The 16,240-nt window shown below is 48.7% G+C and carries 16 protein-coding genes and 1 pseudogene; 14 read left to right on the top strand and 3 right to left on the bottom strand.

Annotated elements, in window-relative coordinates; genetic code table 11:
• Positions 1-141 precede the first annotated feature (141 nt).
• Entirely contained in the window at positions 142-576 is a 435-nt protein-coding gene (locus O71_RS24635; RefSeq protein WP_007656449.1) for a cyclic nucleotide-binding domain-containing protein, read from the bottom strand.
• Positions 573-1,292, bottom strand: coding sequence for a 3'-5' exonuclease (locus O71_RS10750; protein WP_007656450.1), 720 nt, complete (start codon positions 1,290-1,292; stop codon positions 573-575). Before O71_RS10750 ends, O71_RS24635 begins: the two co-directional genes overlap by 4 nt.
• 149 nt (positions 1,293-1,441) lie before the next feature.
• On the opposite strand from O71_RS10750, the gene holA reads away from it, so the two are divergent.
• The 11 genes from holA (at position 1,442) to trmB (ending at position 12,615) form a co-directional block, all read left to right on the top strand.
• The gene (gene holA / locus O71_RS10755; RefSeq protein ID WP_007656454.1) at positions 1,442-2,491 is read left to right on the top strand and encodes a DNA polymerase III subunit delta; all 1,050 of its coding nucleotides are present in this window, start codon (positions 1,442-1,444) and stop codon (positions 2,489-2,491) included.
• A 230-nt stretch (positions 2,492-2,721) separates the two neighbouring features.
• Positions 2,722-5,418: a tetratricopeptide repeat protein gene (locus tag O71_RS10760; RefSeq protein WP_007656456.1), complete on the top strand. Its 2,697-nt coding sequence runs from the start codon at positions 2,722-2,724 to the stop codon at positions 5,416-5,418.
• 191 nt (positions 5,419-5,609) lie between these two features.
• The gene (locus O71_RS23870; protein WP_155800799.1) at positions 5,610-5,771 is read left to right on the top strand and encodes a hypothetical protein; all 162 of its coding nucleotides are present in this window, start codon (positions 5,610-5,612) and stop codon (positions 5,769-5,771) included.
• Positions 5,772-5,777: 6 nt separating this feature from the next.
• Positions 5,778-7,487 (top strand): TonB-dependent receptor, encoded by a 1,710-nt coding sequence (locus O71_RS10765; protein WP_007656458.1) that lies wholly within the window; start codon positions 5,778-5,780, stop codon positions 7,485-7,487.
• Between the two features lie 6 nt (positions 7,488-7,493).
• Positions 7,494-8,615 carry an HU family DNA-binding protein gene (locus O71_RS10770; RefSeq protein ID WP_040574178.1) on the top strand — a complete coding sequence of 374 codons (1,122 nt, stop codon included), beginning with the start codon at positions 7,494-7,496 and terminating at the stop codon, positions 8,613-8,615.
• 52 nt (positions 8,616-8,667) lie between these two features.
• Entirely contained in the window at positions 8,668-9,321 is a 654-nt protein-coding gene (locus tag O71_RS10775; RefSeq protein WP_007656466.1) for a MotA/TolQ/ExbB proton channel family protein, read from the top strand.
• A 2-nt stretch (positions 9,322-9,323) separates the two neighbouring features.
• Positions 9,324-9,719, top strand: coding sequence for a biopolymer transporter ExbD (locus O71_RS10780; RefSeq protein WP_007656468.1), 396 nt, complete (start codon positions 9,324-9,326; stop codon positions 9,717-9,719).
• Positions 9,720-9,732: 13 nt separating this feature from the next.
• A complete protein-coding gene (locus tag O71_RS10785) occupies positions 9,733-10,464 on the top strand; it encodes a hypothetical protein (RefSeq protein WP_007656469.1) in 732 nt (243 codons plus the stop codon).
• Positions 10,461-10,652, top strand: a complete 192-nt coding sequence (locus tag O71_RS10790; RefSeq protein ID WP_007656470.1) for a hypothetical protein — start codon at positions 10,461-10,463, stop codon at positions 10,650-10,652. The genes O71_RS10785 and O71_RS10790 overlap by 4 nt, the downstream gene beginning before the upstream one ends.
• Before the next feature lie 59 nt (positions 10,653-10,711).
• Positions 10,712-11,959, top strand: a complete 1,248-nt coding sequence (locus O71_RS10795; protein ID WP_007656471.1) for a folylpolyglutamate synthase/dihydrofolate synthase family protein — start codon at positions 10,712-10,714, stop codon at positions 11,957-11,959.
• A gap of 2 nt (positions 11,960-11,961) precedes the next feature.
• Complete coding sequence (trmB, locus tag O71_RS10800) at positions 11,962-12,615, top strand: tRNA (guanosine(46)-N7)-methyltransferase TrmB (RefSeq protein ID WP_007656472.1); 654 nt, start codon at positions 11,962-11,964, stop codon at positions 12,613-12,615.
• Positions 12,616-12,821: 206 nt separating this feature from the next.
• Here the strand turns inward: trmB and O71_RS10805 are convergent, their stop codons facing one another.
• Positions 12,822-13,445 carry a hypothetical protein gene (locus tag O71_RS10805; protein ID WP_007656473.1) on the bottom strand — a complete coding sequence of 208 codons (624 nt, stop codon included), beginning with the start codon at positions 13,443-13,445 and terminating at the stop codon, positions 12,822-12,824.
• Between the two features lie 226 nt (positions 13,446-13,671).
• Here O71_RS10805 and mnmA point away from each other — a divergent pair, with 226 nt between their 5' ends.
• The 3 genes and pseudogenes from mnmA to O71_RS10820 all read left to right on the top strand — a co-directional run.
• Positions 13,672-14,799: a tRNA 2-thiouridine(34) synthase MnmA gene (mnmA, locus tag O71_RS10810; protein ID WP_007656475.1), complete on the top strand. Its 1,128-nt coding sequence runs from the start codon at positions 13,672-13,674 to the stop codon at positions 14,797-14,799.
• Complete coding sequence (locus tag O71_RS10815; protein ID WP_007656477.1) at positions 14,799-15,524, top strand: hypothetical protein; 726 nt, start codon at positions 14,799-14,801, stop codon at positions 15,522-15,524. The genes mnmA and O71_RS10815 overlap by 1 nt, the downstream gene beginning before the upstream one ends.
• Before the next feature lie 5 nt (positions 15,525-15,529).
• A pseudogene (locus tag O71_RS10820) lies at positions 15,530-16,240 on the top strand (peptidase S8); the annotation flags it as partial.

The following is a 16,240-nucleotide window of genomic DNA, read 5'->3' on the forward strand; positions in this document are numbered from 1 at the left end:
GGTTTACCATTATTTGCGCGGCCTCGGCAACAGGGGTGCTGTCAGGGCAGGACACAATAGCGCGGTACTCCAGCGTCTCCAGTTTGCGGGAATAGAGCTGATCGGCGGCGATGTTGTTTTCGGGCTGTATGCGCGAAGGCCTTATAAAGTGGCATATTCCTCGTTGAGCATACGGCGGCCGTACTCCGCAGTGAAATAATGAAGGAATGCCTCATAAGTCCGGCACAGTGCCAGAAATTCTTTTCGGTGTAAGGTATAGACGAGCGTGCCTTTCCGGCAGATGACGGTGCGGAAAGAGCGACGGCGATTAAGCAATATGGAGGTTCCACCGTAGCAGTAGCCGCCACCGTAAGTTGCTGCCAGCCGCTTATTCTGTTCACTGTCGTAGAAGAACACTTCATACTCCCCCTGTACAATCAGATCGACGCCACGCAATTTTGATTCATTCTGCAGGTATAGGATTTGCTCTTTTGGGTAGTGCACTTCCTCCAGCAGCTCAGCAATGCCCTGTAATACCTCGTCCGGCAAGAGGTTAAAAGGTTTTACAGTTTTCAGGAATTCGTATTTTGGGTTCATGTCAGTAACAAAGCGATCAGGTATAGGATGAAAACAAGGAGCAGGAATACGACAAAATGCAACAATCTTCGACGATGACTGCGCGGCCTGCGGCGGAGTGGCTGTGGCGGAGGAGGTTCCTGCTGAAGTTGCACAGTTTGTTCGTCAATATCACCTCTGCGCCATAGTTCAAAGAAACTGCGTGCCGTAGCATGCGCGTCGCTCCGTGCATCATGTTCATTTTGAAGGGGTTCGCCGAACAGGCGCATGTGCAGCTCTCCCAATCGCATATGGCGATGCCTTGCCTCACGGACAAAATGGTTGGTGGCAAGCATTGTGCAGAAAGTAGGCAGATGCTCCAGCGGGTTGTCTAAGCCTGCTCTGTAAAAGCCCAGGCCCAGCATTTTGTAGTCGAGCTGCATAAAATGCCCCACGACCAATGGCTGATAGTGAATTAGGTCCTGCTGCAGCAGGTGTAAGGCTTCGTAGCGCCCTGTTCCATTCATTTCCAGAAACTCAAGGCTGATGCCATGTATGCGTTCAGAAACGGCATTCATTTCGTAGTTTGAGGGCTTGATATAGAAGTTTTCAGACTTAACGAACTCTCCTTGCCGGGTATAGACTTCCCAGGCGACCTGTACGATGTGAGGCCAGTTGTCGCGTGCTGAATAAGGCATACTCCAGTCCTTGGGCAAACCCGAGGTTTCGGTGTCGACAAAGAGCAGATAGGTGTTCACTGTATAAAATTAGACAATATTCAGGACAGTCAGAATATATTGGATTTTATTCTTTTTTTGGCACTTCAGCCTTTCATTTGCAGCGCAGATACCAGTATATTTGATGTCTGTATACCTGAACGACCACCAATCTATACCTTTCAAACAGCATGTCGCACACCCCAGAGGGCATTATGGAGCAATTAAAGAAGAGGCAGTTTGCCCCTGTGTATTTTTTGCAGGGAGAGGAGCCTTTCTATATTGACCAGATTGCCGATTTTATAGAGGCACACGCCCTGCAGGAGCACGAAAAGGGCTTCAACCAGGTGGTAATATACGGCAAGGATGTAGATGTGGCTACGGTATTGCTGCAAGCCAAGCGCTTCCCGATGATGGCGGAGCGCCAGGTCGTGATTGTGAAGGAGGCGCAGAGCATTGTGGACCTGGAGCGGGAGGAAGGCATGAAACAGCTGGAGGCATACCTGCAGAACCCACTGCCTTCTACCATACTGGTATTTTGCCATAAGCATAAAACCCTGGACGGGCGCAAGGCTTTAGGCAAAGCTGTACAGAAACACGCCGTGCTGCTCACGACCAAAAAGCTTTACGATAACCAGATACCCGCCTGGATCACAGGGTATGTGAAAAGCAAAGGCCTTCAGATAAGCCCTAAAGCGGTGATGCTGCTTAGTGAGTTTATTGGGGCAGACCTTTCGCGGCAGGCAAACGAGATTGATAAGCTGCTGATCAACCTGAAACCAGGGCAGGCGATAGACGAGCGGGTGGTGCAGGAGAACGTTGGCATCAGCAAAGAATACAACATCTTCGAGCTCCAGTCGGCGCTCATTGCCCAGGATGCGCTCAAGGCCAACCGGATCATCCAGTATTTTGAGGCTAATCCCAAAAATAATCCGCTTATACCTAACCTGAGCCTGCTCTTTACGTTTTTCACCAAGCTTTTGACCCTGCACCAGTCTGCCGACAAGTCAGAATCCGGCGTGAGGAAGAGTCTGGGCAATCGTGGTTTCCTGGTAAAAGAGTACATGCAGGCGCTTCGGGTGTTCCCGCTGGTGCGTGTCGTGGATATCATTCATCATATCCGGGTGGCCGATCTGCAGGTGAAGGGCATAAGCGGTGGCGATATGAGTGAATCTGAAATTTTAAAAGAGCTGGTGTTCAAGATATTGCACCCGGTGCCGCGAACTTTAGCCTATCATTGAGTACAATTTCACACGATCAGCACAATATTTGCTATTGCTGCTGCATTGTATAAAGGTGTGAGGTGTGCGTCAGCCCTTTTCGGCAGGATGTTTATCGCCTATGGTTCGTGCGGTTATCGAATTTTAACTAACTTTGAGTTTGCCTGCAAGGCATAGCGCCGTCTGGTGCGTATACCTGTTTTCTAAGATTAAGTCATAAGAATAGCTCAAAAGCGAGCAGTAAGATACATATGAAGATAGCCTATAAAGTAGCGCTGGCATCGGTTTTGGCTGGAGGAAGCCACATAGCGGTGGCCCAGCACACACAGGTGTTCACCGCAAAAGACAAGCACTACCATGAAGGCGTGGAGTTGTTTGACCGAGCCAAATACGGAGCGGCCCAGGAGGCCTTCCGCAAGTACATCAACCTGATCGGTGACGATGCCAAGACGGCCGACGCGCAATACTACTATGCACTGAGCGGGCTATACCTGTTACACCCGGACGCTGAACAGTTGATCCTCAATTTTACGCGCAAATTCCCGACTCACCCGAAGACGGCCCTGGCTAATTACGAGCTGGGTCTGTACTACTTTGAGAACAAGGATTATAAGAAGGCGGTGGAGAAGCTGGAGAATGCGCCTGTACATCTTCTGAGTATCAAGCAGAACAAAGAGCTGGAGTTTAAACTCGGCTATTCTTATTTCGCCAACAAGGATTTCAAAAACGCCAAGATCTGGTTCGACAAGAATAAGACAACTGGCTTTAGAGAAGATGAACACCGTTTTGCCTATGCTTCAAACTATTACGCGGGCTATATAGCTTACCGAGAAGGTGATTATGACGCTGCGAAAGCGGACCTATTGATCGCCGAAAAGAATGAAGCCTATGCGCAGATAGTGCCTTACATGATCACCGAGATTCTGTATAAGGAGCATGATATTTTCGAAGTGATCCGATACGGAGAGGCAGCCCTGGCTAAAACCCCTCAGGTACAACAGGCTGATGAAATTGCCCTGTTGGTGGGCGATGCCTATTATCAGCGTGCTGAGTACAAAAAAGCTGAACAGTACTTCAGCCAGTATGCGCAGGGTAAGCGCAAGCTGGATCCGGTGATCCAGTACAAGATCGCCTATACTGACTACAAGAACGGTAACTTTAAAAATGCGATTGCCAATTTCAAAGAAGTAGCGAGCAAGAAAGACGCCCTCGGTCAGAATGCTGCTTATTACTTAGGTATGAGCTATCTGCGTGAAGACAACAAGCAGTATGCCCTGACCGCTTTTGACCAGGCCCGCAAAAATGACCAGGACAAAACCATCACCGAAGCGTCCACCGTTAAGTTTGCGCAGGTAAGCTACGAACTGGGTAACTTCCGTGACGTGTTCAACTCCCTGCAGAATTTCAACGAGCAATTTCCTAAGTCAGAACATGCCGCTGACGTTGACAACCTGCTGACAGAGGCGTATTTTAATTCAAATAACTACTCGGAGGCTATTCGTCATATTGAGAGCATGCCGAACAAGAGCTATAAGATACTGGAAACTTACCAGCGCATGACGCACCTGTACGGCGTAAACCTCTTCAACGAAGGCAAATTCCCGACGGCGGTTTCCATGCTGGACAAATCGCTGCAGTATCCATACGATAAGGAAATCACAGCAGCCAGCCACTTTGTGAAAGGCGAGGCTTACTCTATGGGGCAGCGTTACGTGGATGCCATCAACAGTTACGCGGCTGTGTTCCGTAACAGTGAGGCCCGTAAGTCTGAGTACTACATGAAGTCGCGCTACGGTATAGGCTACGCCTACTACAATAACAAGGAGTACGACAAAGCGATACCGCACTTCAAGGCTTATGTGGACGGTACCAGTACAAGCGATCCGAACCACTACGATGCCATGATGCGACTGGCTGACCTGCATTATGTGAACAAGCAGTATGCGCCTGCCCTGGCGCTTTACGACAAAGTACTGGCTTCTAACTCCAATGACAAAGACTATGTATACTTCCAGAAGGGTATCGTGCTGAGTCTGATGGGCAACAAGGAAGCGGCGAAGCAGAATCTGCAGACCGTGTACAGCCAGTACCAGAAGTCGCGCTACGTAGAGCCTGCCATTTATCAACGTGCTATCATTGAGTTCGAATCAGGCAATTACGAGTCGGCTGTATCAGGTTTTACGGCGCTTATTCAGAGCAGGCCGCAAAGCCGCCTGGTGCCGAATGCGCTGGAGAAACGAGGTATAGCCTATGCTAACCTGGGCAAGAATGCAGAAGCTGCTGCAGACTATAAGCGAGTACTCGACGAATTCCCGAACTCACGTTCTGCCAGCGGTTCACTTTACAGTCTGCAGGAGGTACTGGCTACTCAGAACCGCAGCAGTGAATTTGACACCTACGCAGAGAAATTCAGAACAGCGAATCCGGAAAGTAATGCTTTAGAAAGCATTGAATTCGAAGCTTCTAAAACGCTTTATTTCAACGAGAAATACGACCAGGCGCTGACTAAACTGGAGACTTATCTGAAAACTTATCCGAACAGTCCTTTTGTAAGCGATGCCCGTTACTTCCTGGCAGATTCTTATCTGCGCACCAATCAGACGGAGCAGGGCTTGCAGCGCATGAAAGCTGTAGTAGAGGAGAACAAGAGCGAGTACGTGAACCGTGCTATCCAAAAAGTGGCTGATGCGGAGTTTGAGAATAAGAACTACGCGGAAGCGATTAAGTACTACAGCCGCCTGCGCGACACGGCCATTAACCGCCGTGAGCAGCAAACCGCACTGACTGGCCTGATGAAGAGCCACTTCCTGTCAAAAGACTATGCAGCTTCGAAACGGATTGCCAACGAGCTGATCAGTCAGGGTAATTCCGCGCTTTACGTTTTCAATACTGCACAGCTCTACAAAGGTAAAGCGACCTATGCCGAAGCAACCTGGATCAGGCCCTGAAAGAGCTTCGTGAAACAGCTGCGTCAGCGACTGACGAAAATGGAGCAGAGGCACAGTACCTGGTAGCCGAGATTCTGTATAAGCAGAAGAAATATGCTGAGTCAATCGATGTAGCGTTTGACTTCAACACGAAGTTCTCCAGCTACGACTTCTGGCTGGGTAAGTCCTTCCTGATCATCGCTGATAACTATGTGGCGCAGAACGAAACTTTCCAGGCAACTTCAACACTTAACTCTATCATTGAGCACTCACCAGTGCCCGAAATTGTGGCAGAGGCAAAGCAGAAGCTGGCTAAATTGGGTGGTGCACCGAGTACGGCCCCGGCTGACACCGTGAAGGGAAGAAAAAGATAATGCATCTTGAAGAGAAACATCAACATGAAGAATAGATTGAAAAAGGCTTCCATAGCAGTGATTGTGCTGTGTGCTGGATACAGCTTTATGAACAACGCCCAGGCACAGACAACAGGCTGGGGCGAAGGTGCCAAACTGCAGGATGCAGAAGTAGTGGTAGAAAAGGATCGCAAGATCGAACTGCCGAGAGCTTCGCGCAACTACCAGAAATTTGCAGTGGTGCAGCCAGAGCCGGGCGAACGCAATGTGCGCTATCGTTTCAATGATTACCGCCTCGAGGATCAGGATGTGAACCTGCAGGTGCGCGTGCTCACCATCAAACAGGACGAACTGACCAAACTGTACGGCAATTATGTCAAAGCAGGTATAGGCAACTACGGTACGTTATACCTCAAAGGCTATTTCCACAACAAGCGCAGTAATGTGGCTTCCTATGGAGCTGATGTCAGTCATATCACTTCCGCCAGAGGACCGGTTGACGGCCGTAATTCAGCTGTGACTAATTCGGCAATCAATCTGAACGGTGAGAGCTACCTGCAAGGCCTCACATTGGGTGGTAAACTTGGCTACGGACGCGACAAGTATCACTTCTACGGATACAGCCCGGTACAGGAAACGACCGTAGACCGCGATACCATCAGCCAGGTATTCAACCGCGTAAATGCCGAAGGGTATATGCATAACCACGGAGCAGGTATGCCGCTTCTGTTCAGAGCCGGATTGAACGTGAACTATCTGAACGACCGCTACGACATGCGGGAGACAAACATCGCAGCTAAGTTGAACACCGAGTATGGCCTAGATGATGTGTCCGCTTTCAAAGTTGATGCTGACCTGTCAGTGGTGTCGCATAAAGACTCTGCTTCTGTAGGCCGTACCATGTTTAAACTTCATCCGCAGTACGAGCGTCAATTGAATGCGATCCGTCTATCGATTGGAGTCAATGTCGCTTACACAGGCGACACTGTGAATGACGCACGCAAGTTCAATGTATACCCGACAGTACGTGTAGGAGTAGAGCCTATCAAGGATAACCTATTGATCTACGCAGGTATAGGGGGAGATCTGCAAAGAGTTACTTTATATCAGCTGACACAGGAAAACCCATTCCTGGCGCCGAATGTAAGAGTGGCTGATCAGAACAAAGGACTGGAGGTATACGGTGGTATGCAGGCCAATATTGCCAACTTTGTGCACCTGACAGGTCGTGTGGCCTACCAGAACTTCCGCAACATGTACTTCTACAACAACTCTGCACTTGACTCAACCAAGTTTGACCTGGTGTATGATGACGGCGTGACAAATGTTTTGAATATTTATGGTGAAGCCACCTTTAATTATTCAGACGAACTGCGCATAGGATTAAAGGCTGATTATAACAAATATAGCACAGCTACCTTAGAACAGCCGTTTCACCGTCCGGAGTTGATGGCAAGTGTTTTTGCCACCTACAACTTCTATGATAAGATTCTCTTTAATTCAGAACTTTACTATATTGGGAGTTCTTTCGGGCGCATTACCCGTCCTGGCGGCACATTTGTGCTGCGGGAGACAGATACGATCGTGGACCTGAATCTGAAGGCGGATTATAAATTCTCCAACAGATTCACGACTTTCCTGATGGTAAATAATTTGTTTGCGCAGAAGTACGAAAGGTTTGTAAATTACCCGAACAAAAGTATAAACCTGATAGGAGGCGTCTCTTATTCATTCTAAGTGCCTATGGTAGAAAAGCACATCAAGCACCTGCTCTACAATCACGACTGCGTGATCATACCTGATTTTGGCGGGTTGATCACGCGCTATGTGCCTGCCCGGATCAATCCGGTGAAGCATACGCTGGTGCCACCGTCCAAAAAAATTGCTTTCAATGAAAAGCTGGTTCTGAACGATGGTCTGCTCATCAGCACCATCGCCTATACCAACAACATTACTAAAGAAGAGGCCAGGCAACTGGTTATGTCTTTTGTGCATGAAGTTCGTAACCGGTTGGATAGTGAGCAACGGTTTGAGCTGACCGATATTGGCGTGTTCAAATACAACCATGAACGAAAGTTGGTGTTTGATTACACAGAAGGCGACAACCTGTTGGAAGCAAGCTTCGGTCTGCCTGAGATTGTTGCCAGACCAATTCGTCATGAAGAGCCGGCAGTCCTGCGCACCCTGATCAAGGAGCGCCAGGCAGCAGAGGCAGCACCTGCCAGGAAGCCATTCAAAGCCCGTCTGAAGCGCGCCTACCACGTAGCAGCAGGACTGGCCTTAACTGGTTTGGTTGGAGCAACACTTTACATGCTTTCCCTGCAAACGGACTATAACCTAAGCAGTCTGAATCCGATTTCGCTGATCAATGGAGATCAGCAGGCGGCAACTGAGCAGACAGCAATTACAGTACCTGTTCAGAACGAAGCCACCTTAGGACAAGATGCTGGAATCGGTGCATTTGATGCAGCGGAGGCAGGTATAGATAATGAAGCTAATGCCTGGGGTGATGCCTCAATCAGTACTTCTGACTCCGAAACCCAATATGCTGCAGATGAAATCGTTAATGATAAAGACGAGCCTGTTGCGGAAGTAGCTGCACCGGCACCTGCCAGTACAACGATAAGCGGAAAAGATGGTCGCTTTTATATTATCACAGGCGGTTATGCCCGTATGCTGAACGCAGAGTTCAGCCGTCAGGAAATTGCGGAGTTCGGCCACGAGGCCAAAGTTTTGGAGCCTGGCAAAGGCAGCAGGCTCTTTAAAGTATCTGTCGCTGACTTTGCATCTGCAGAGGAGGCGCAGGCTGCCATGAACACATACAGACAAACATTCGGAGACAATATTTGGGTTTTTAATAATTAACATGACATCTCTCTTCTTACAAATTACGACAACTCCTGCTGACACGACTTCTATGTTGGCTGATGGAGCAGAAACAGCGGAAAGCTCGGTATCCTTACTGGACCTGGCGATGGCGGGTGGTTGGGCCATGATCCCACTGCTGCTTTTGTCCCTAGCTGCCGTTTACATCTTTTTTGAGCGCTACCTGACGCTTAAGAAGGCTGCCAAAAACCCGGATGGTTTCAGTGATCGCATCAAGAGCATGGTGCTGGCTGGCGACATCAATGGTGCCCGTATGCTGTGCGCGCAAACCAACACACCAGTATCCCGCATGTTGGGCAAAGGGGTGAGCCGCATCGGTAACCCACTCAAGAACATTGAGACCTCTATTGAGAACGTGGGCAAGATCGAGATCAGCCGACTGGAGCGCAACCTGGCTGCCCTGGCTACTATTGCAGGTGCTGCCCCGATGCTGGGCTTCCTGGGTACGGTAACCGGTATGATCCAGGCCTTCATCGCCATTGCGCAGGCCGAAGGTTCTGTTAGTCCGCAGTTGCTGTCAGCCGGTATCTACCAGGCGATGGTAACAACAGCTACTGGTCTGATGATCGGTCTGCCAGCTTACGTAGGGTACAACTACCTGGTGTCAAAGATCGATAACATCGTACACGCCATGGAATACTCTTCTATTGAATTCATTGATCTGTTACAAGAACCACAACTTTAAGCATGAATTTACGCTCCAAAAACAGGATCAACCCCGATTTCAACATGTCCTCTATGACGGACATTATCTTCCTGTTGCTTATTTTCTTCATGCTTACCTCAAACTTTGTGACGCCAACCGGCCTGCCGGTTAGCTTGCCTTCCAGCAAGGTGTCTAACATCGTGATGGAGAAGGTAAACATCACGATTACAAAAGACATACAGTATTTTCTGAACGGTAAGCAAATAGACGAGTCGCAGCTAGAGTCACAGTTGGCAGCACTTTTGCAGGGAACAGAAGAAGGCGTGGTGGTGTTGAACGTAGACAAGACCGTGCCGGTGGAGTATCTGGCCAAGGTGGCAGGTATAGCTGCCAGCCTGAAAGCGAAAGTAACTTTGGCCACTGAGCCTACAAAGTAGTATTGAATTACACATGGAGATAGCATTATCACAGGAAGAGGAAAAGAATAAGAAGATTGCTGCAGGGATTAGTATTACCCTGCACATCATCATTCTATTGCTGCTCTTTTTCCTGCTGGCCTGGAATGGTGCCCCTGGCAACCCGGACGAGGAGATCGGTATTGAGATAAACTATGGCACTGACGCCATGGGCAGCGGCGACGTGCAGTCGAAGGCTACTCCGAATGAGTCGAAGAACGTCCAGGATAGCAAACCTGCTCCAACACAGCCAGATCCGCTTCCTGAGCCTAAGCCAGTAGCTGCGGCTACTCCTACACCGCCCACTCCTGTAGAAACCCCGAAGGTGGTAACTGCCCCTGTGGAATCGCCTGTGTCGGTGAAAGAGGAAGTAAAGCCTCAGCCGAAGCCTACGCCTAAGGTGGAAGAAGTAAAGAAGCCGGTAGAACAGCCGAAGGAAGAGGTTAAGAAGCCAGAGCCGGAGAAGCCACGTACGCTATACCCTGGCAAGCCTACCGAAAGCACGGGTACAGGTAAAGCCGGCACATCAAACGAGGCTACTGGCAACAACAATGGCGACGATGCCAACAAAGTAGGCGATAAAGGTGACCCACGCGGTCAGATGACTGCCAAAAATTACGAGGTACGCCTGGCGGTGGAGGCGGAGGTGACGGTCTTGATATGGCCGGCTGGCGCTATGACATCTCGCCTAAGCGTGACCCTTACGAGAATGAAACTGGTTTTGTGAAGTTCCGCATCCGTATCGACGCTGACGGCAACCTGATCGGCATTGACCGACTGGAAAGCACAGTTTCACCGCACGTAGAGAAGTGGTACCGCGAGCAGCTTCAGAAAACAACCTTTAGCCGCACGGGTGGAGGCAGAAGCACAACAGGCGCCACCGGTACTGTTACCTTTGTGATCAGATCACGCTAATTTCTATTGATTTCATGACTTATCAAGAGTGTCTTGATTACCTATACCAGCAATTGCCGATGTTTCAACGCATCGGCAATGCTGCTTTTAAGAAGAGCCTCGACAACATTATAGCCCTCTGTGACGCACTGGGGCAGCCGCAGCACAAGTTTAAGACAGTGCACGTGGCGGGTACCAACGGCAAAGGTAGCAGCTCCCATATGCTGGCTGCCGTGCTGCAGAGCGCCGGCTACAAAACAGGCCTCTATACCTCTCCGCACCTCAAGTCATTCACTGAAAGGGTGCGTGTGAACGGTGCCGAACTGCCACAGGACTACCTAATCTCTTTCGTAGAGCAGCACAAGGACCTGTTCGAGCAGGTTAAGCCTTCCTTCTTTGAAATGACGGTGGCGCTGGCATTCCAGTATTTTGCTGACGAGCAGGTGGATGTTGCAGTGATCGAGGTAGGACTGGGCGGGAGACTCGATTCTACAAATATCATCACCCCGGAACTTTCGCTGATCACCAATATTGGCTTTGACCACCAGGCACTGCTAGGAGACACTTTGGCAGAGATAGCAGGAGAGAAGGCTGGTATCATCAAGCCCCATATACCTGCTGTGATCAGCACTAAGCAGTCAGAAATCACGCACGTGTTTGAGCAAAAGGCTGTTACTGAACAGGCACCGCTTTATTTTGCCACCGACAGCATCACTGTACAGGTGTTAGATCAGCATTTGGAGGGGCAGGTATATGACGTATACCTGTATGGCAATCGCTGGCTACAGTCCCTGCAGTCTGACCTGGCTGGGGTATATCAGAAATTTAACCTGCCCGGAGTACTCAAGTCATTATTGTTATTGCATGAGCGAGGCTTTACTATTTCAGAAGATGCTATTCGCCAAGGTATAGCCCAAACTAAAACGATTACCGGTCTGAAAGGTCGCTGGCAGGTGTTGAGTGACCAACCATTAACTATTTGTGATACAGGACACAATGTGGATGGGGTTAAACAAATACTTACTCAGTTAGCAGCCTTAGTACCTAAGCAGGTGCACTTTGTTTTTGGTGCCGTGAACGACAAGGACGTGACGACCATCCTGCAGCTTCTGCCGAAGGCGTATACCTATTATTTCTGTCAGGCGCAGATACCACGTGCGTTGCCTGTGTTGGAGCTCCAGGAAAAAGCGAAAATGGTCGGGCTGAGAGGTGAAGCCTATGCAACTGTAAGCGAAGCCATCGCTGCTGCCAAGGGAAATGCGGAGCCGGATGAGGTAATTTTTATTGGAGGTAGTACCTTTGTGGTCGCAGAGATTGACGAACTATAATAATGGGAAGAAGTAAATTAGCAAAGTTTGCCGCCATAGCGGAGCGTGAGAATGTAATAGAACCAGAAGGAGAACTCTATGGTCAATTGAAAGGCAAGTGGCGGGATGAGTTTTTCGAGAATGATAAGCCTCTGATCCTGGAGATCGGTTGTGGCCGCGGTGAATATACTGTAGGTATGGCACGGCTGTTTCCGGATAAAATCTTTTTGGGGCTCGATATCAAAGGTGCACGTATCTGGAAAGGCAGCTCTCTGGCGGAAGAGGAAGACCTGCACAATGTCGCTTTCCTGCGCACCTTTATCGAGAACCTGGAAGACAACTTTGCCGAAGGAGAGGTAGACGAAATATGGGTTACCTTCCCTGATCCACGACCGAAAGACCGCGACATCAAGCGTCGTCTCACATCGCCGCGTTTCCTGGACTTGTATGCTAAAATTCTAAAGCCAGGCGGAATTCTGCACCTGAAGACTGACAACCAGATGCTATTTGACTATACTCTGGAAGTGCTCCAGGAGCGTAATCCGAAAGAGTTGCTCTATACGCATGATCTATACAATTCTGATTTGCAAGAGCATACCATGGGCATCTACACCACCTATGAGAAACGGTACCTGGCTGAGGGAATTACAATTAAATACCTGCAGTTTAAAGTATAAGTATAGGTGTCAAAATGGAATTACCTGTAAGCCAAAACAGAACGGTCCGCCATACTCAGGTATAGCGGACCGTTTTTATTATTCAAGAATAGATTTTTTGAGTTCGTGTCCAAGTTTAGCCAAAAAGATTTGAGAGTATGAAAAGTTAGTTACGTATGATCTAAACTGTACTCTTAGACTCTCAAACACCTAAACTCTCTAACTCCCTAGTTTTCCTCTATTTCTTCGAAGATCTCCTGCAATTCGTCAAAATCTTTCAGGCCTGGTTTGATCTCGTGACCGCCGCGTAGGCCAATGCCTGCAGGTTTGATGTCCTTTAGCACCGCATTGATGTTATGACGATGCACGCCGAAGCCCAGGTATATCTGAAAGCGCTTTGCCAGATTCTTGAGGAACTTGGTATTGGTATCGTCTATGTTTTCGAAATCTGAGGAGTAGATCAGGAAGCTGTCAACAGATGGACCGTACAGCTCCATCATCTCCAGCAGCTCGCTCTCTACAGTGTCTTTATTGATAAAAACCTTCTGAATTACCGGTCGGTTAATCTCTTCGATCTCATCGATCAGGTAGGGCGTATCCAGTTGAATGTAATCCAGACCGAAGTCATCAGCATACTGGTTGATAATATCGGGCTTGGCACGCTCGAATTCGCCGGCCAGCTTAACGCCAGATACCCAGCCTACGATTTCCTTCAGCGTATCAGAAGACATACGCTCCTTATCGTCCAGTTTCAGGTTGAAGCTGATAATATCTACGCCCATGCCGGCGCAGTAACGCGCATCACTCAAATTGTTAATACCATTTACTATTACAGAGGTACGTAAGCCCATAGCAATCTATTTTTTAAAACCGGGTCGGTTGAGTTAGTCCTATTTAATTCCAAAGTAAGTTCCTTATCGGGTACGATGCCATATTTTTTAATGTTTTTTTTAATGCAACAGGGTCTTTTAAACAGTTGTTGCTACAATATTTGCCAGGCTGAATCTTTATTAGTGCCCCGATGTTACTATCTTTGTAGAAAAATTATAGCATTTCGAATTACAATTCTGAAGATAAATGAGTAAGTTAGGAAGGGTATTGGTAGCCATGAGCGGCGGCATAGACAGCTCCGTGGCGGCTGTGATGTTGCACGAGCAAGGCTATGAAGTGGTGGGTATGACCATGAAAACTTGGGACTATGCATCGAGCGGCGCCAGCAAGAAGGAGACTGGTTGTTGCAGCCTCGACTCCATCAACGACGCCCGAAACATAGCGGTACAGCTCGGCTTCCCGCACTATATTATAGACATACGCGAAGAGTTTGGTGACTATGTGATCAACCACTTCACAGACGAATACATTGCAGGCCGTACGCCAAACCCATGCGTGTTGTGTAACACACATATCAAGTGGGATGCATTGTTACGTCGTGCCGATCAATTAGGCTGTGACTTTATCGCGACCGGGCACTATGCTAACATCCGGGAAGAAAATGGCCGCTATGTGATATCAAAAGGTCTGGACGAAAACAAAGATCAGTCGTATGCGCTGTGGGGTATTTCGCAGGAGAGCCTGAGTCGTACGATGTTCCCACTTGGAAAACTGCGTAAAACGGAGATTCGACAGATGGCCATGGACCGTGGCTTCACGGAACTGGTGAATAAGCCGGAGTCTTATGAGATATGCTTTATACCTGACAACGACTACAGGGGCTTCCTGAAGCGCCGTGTTGAGGGACTGGAAGAGCAGGTAGCCGGCGGTGAGTTTGTATTGGAGGACGGTACTGTAGTAGGCAAGCATGAAGGTTATCCGTTTTATACCATCGGGCAACGCAAAGGCCTGGGTATAGCACTTGGTTTTCCGGCTTATGTGACCCGCATTGAGAAAGAGACTAACCGCGTAATACTGGGTAACTATGAGGACCTGGCCAAAAATGCGATGACCGTAGGTAAGCTTAACATGGTGAAGTATGAGAACCTGATTGGTCAGCCTATACCTACCATTACGAAAGTTAGGTATAACGACCCGGGTACAGAGGCCATTATCGAGCAAGAAGGAGATAAGATGAAAGTACACTTTCTGAGTGGTGTGCATGCGATTGCTCCTGGTCAGGCAGCCGTATTCTACGAAGGCAACGACGTAGTGGGTGGCGGCTGGATCGAGTCAAACTATAACTCAGACTATAACCTGAACGTGTTGCAATAATGAGAAGAGCCCTCTTGCTCCTGGTTGTGCTGGCTGCCTTTGTAGCTGGCTGCGAAAATAAATACAAGGACCCTGATCCTGTGGCGATGGGCTACGACTATTATCCGCTGGAAGTAGGACTGTATCGGGTGTATGATGTGAAGGAAACGCTCTACTTCGGTGAAACACCTTCCGATCTTAACTATCAGTTGAGGGAACGGGTAGATACTAGCTTTATTGACCAGACGGGGCAGCTTGTTTATAAGATTATTCGTTCTAAACGACCGTCAGCAACTGCTGAATGGTTAGATGATTCGGTAATGACAGCGGCTAAAAGCCCAACAATGGTCATGCTTACCAAAGACAATACGAAATACGTGAAGCTTGTATTTCCTGTTAAGAACGGATTAGAGTTTGTTGGCGATTTGTACAATACGTGGCAAGTGACTGAAGGTAAATTGCGAGATAATAAGGAAGTTTATGTATATGAAAATGTAGGGTTGAGCTATGAAGTAGCCGGAGAAACCTATCCGTCTACAGCCACTGTAATTCAGAAGTTCTTAACAAACAGTACTAAACTCGATGACCGTTATGAAGTTTATGCAGAAGGTATAGGCCTGGTGCATCGTGTTTCCGACCGACTCAACTACGAGAACTGTTCAAGTGGTGTAGGTTGTGTGGATGGGTTTAAAATTGCAAGCGGCCATGAACGGGAAGAAATCTTAATCGAGCACGGTAAACTTTAAAGCTTATGCGGCATCTGTTTCTGCTTGTTTTACTTCTGACGATGGCCCTTCATACAAGGGCGCAGGGAAGCGACGGCACAGAGCAGAAGCATTTGATCTTCTTCACTGACAAAGACAATTCTCCTTATTCAATAGCAGAACCAGCGCTATACCTTTCTGCCAAGGCGATCGAACGCCGCAGCAAGCAGGGGATAGCGCTTTCTGTTCGTGACTTACCGGTCAACCCGTCGTATGTGAGCGGCCTGAAGGCGTCAGGTGCTACAGTGCTCTATACCTCTCGCTGGTTTAATGCGGCGGTCGTGCAATGTTCTCCTCAAAAGCTGGCCGAGTTACAAACACTTGCCTTTGTGAAGGGTACGCAGCAACTCAACCGCCTGCCTGCCTCAAATAAAAAAGCCACGCAATCAAACGATAGCCTGGCGCTTGCTAAGGTTTCGTTTGACCCTTCTTATTTTGGTCCATCCTTTCACCAGTCCAACATGCTGGGTATACCTGAACTACACGCGGCTGGGTATCAAGGCGAAGGCATGACCATTGCCGTATTCGACGCAGGTTTTCCGGGGGTGAACAGCATCGGTGCTTTCTCACACCTTTTCCAGAACGGTCAGCTCAAAGGCACTTACGATTTTGTTGGGAACAAGACGAATGTCTACGGCCACAGCCAGCACGGTACCTCGGTGCTTTCCACGATGGCCGCTTATGATCCCGGACGCATT

The sequence above is a fragment of the Pontibacter sp. BAB1700 genome (genome assembly GCF_000277005.1).
GTDB lineage: Bacteria > Bacteroidota > Bacteroidia > Cytophagales > Hymenobacteraceae > Pontibacter > Pontibacter lucknowensis.

What these genes read in the sequence shown, in the direction of transcription:
- holA (WP_007656454.1), top strand. Translation starts at nt 1,442, where the DNA reads ATGTCGCACACCCCAGAGGGCATTATGGAGCAATTAAAGAAGAGGCAG.
- mnmA (WP_007656475.1), top strand. Translation starts at nt 13,672, where the DNA reads ATGAGTAAGTTAGGAAGGGTATTGGTAGCCATGAGCGGCGGCATAGAC.
- trmB (WP_007656472.1), top strand. Translation starts at nt 11,962, where the DNA reads ATGGGAAGAAGTAAATTAGCAAAGTTTGCCGCCATAGCGGAGCGTGAG.
- O71_RS10805 (WP_007656473.1), bottom strand. Translation starts at nt 13,445, where the DNA reads ATGGGCTTACGTACCTCTGTAATAGTAAATGGTATTAACAATTTGAGT.
- O71_RS10785 (WP_007656469.1), top strand. Translation starts at nt 9,733, where the DNA reads ATGGAGATAGCATTATCACAGGAAGAGGAAAAGAATAAGAAGATTGCT.
- O71_RS10795 (WP_007656471.1), top strand. Translation starts at nt 10,712, where the DNA reads ATGTTTCAACGCATCGGCAATGCTGCTTTTAAGAAGAGCCTCGACAAC.
- O71_RS10770 (WP_040574178.1), top strand. Translation starts at nt 7,494, where the DNA reads ATGGTAGAAAAGCACATCAAGCACCTGCTCTACAATCACGACTGCGTG.
- O71_RS10775 (WP_007656466.1), top strand. Translation starts at nt 8,668, where the DNA reads ATGTTGGCTGATGGAGCAGAAACAGCGGAAAGCTCGGTATCCTTACTG.
- O71_RS10780 (WP_007656468.1), top strand. Translation starts at nt 9,324, where the DNA reads ATGAATTTACGCTCCAAAAACAGGATCAACCCCGATTTCAACATGTCC.
- O71_RS10815 (WP_007656477.1), top strand. Translation starts at nt 14,799, where the DNA reads ATGAGAAGAGCCCTCTTGCTCCTGGTTGTGCTGGCTGCCTTTGTAGCT.
- O71_RS24635 (WP_007656449.1), bottom strand. Translation starts at nt 576, where the DNA reads ATGAACCCAAAATACGAATTCCTGAAAACTGTAAAACCTTTTAACCTC.
- O71_RS10760 (WP_007656456.1), top strand. Translation starts at nt 2,722, where the DNA reads ATGAAGATAGCCTATAAAGTAGCGCTGGCATCGGTTTTGGCTGGAGGA.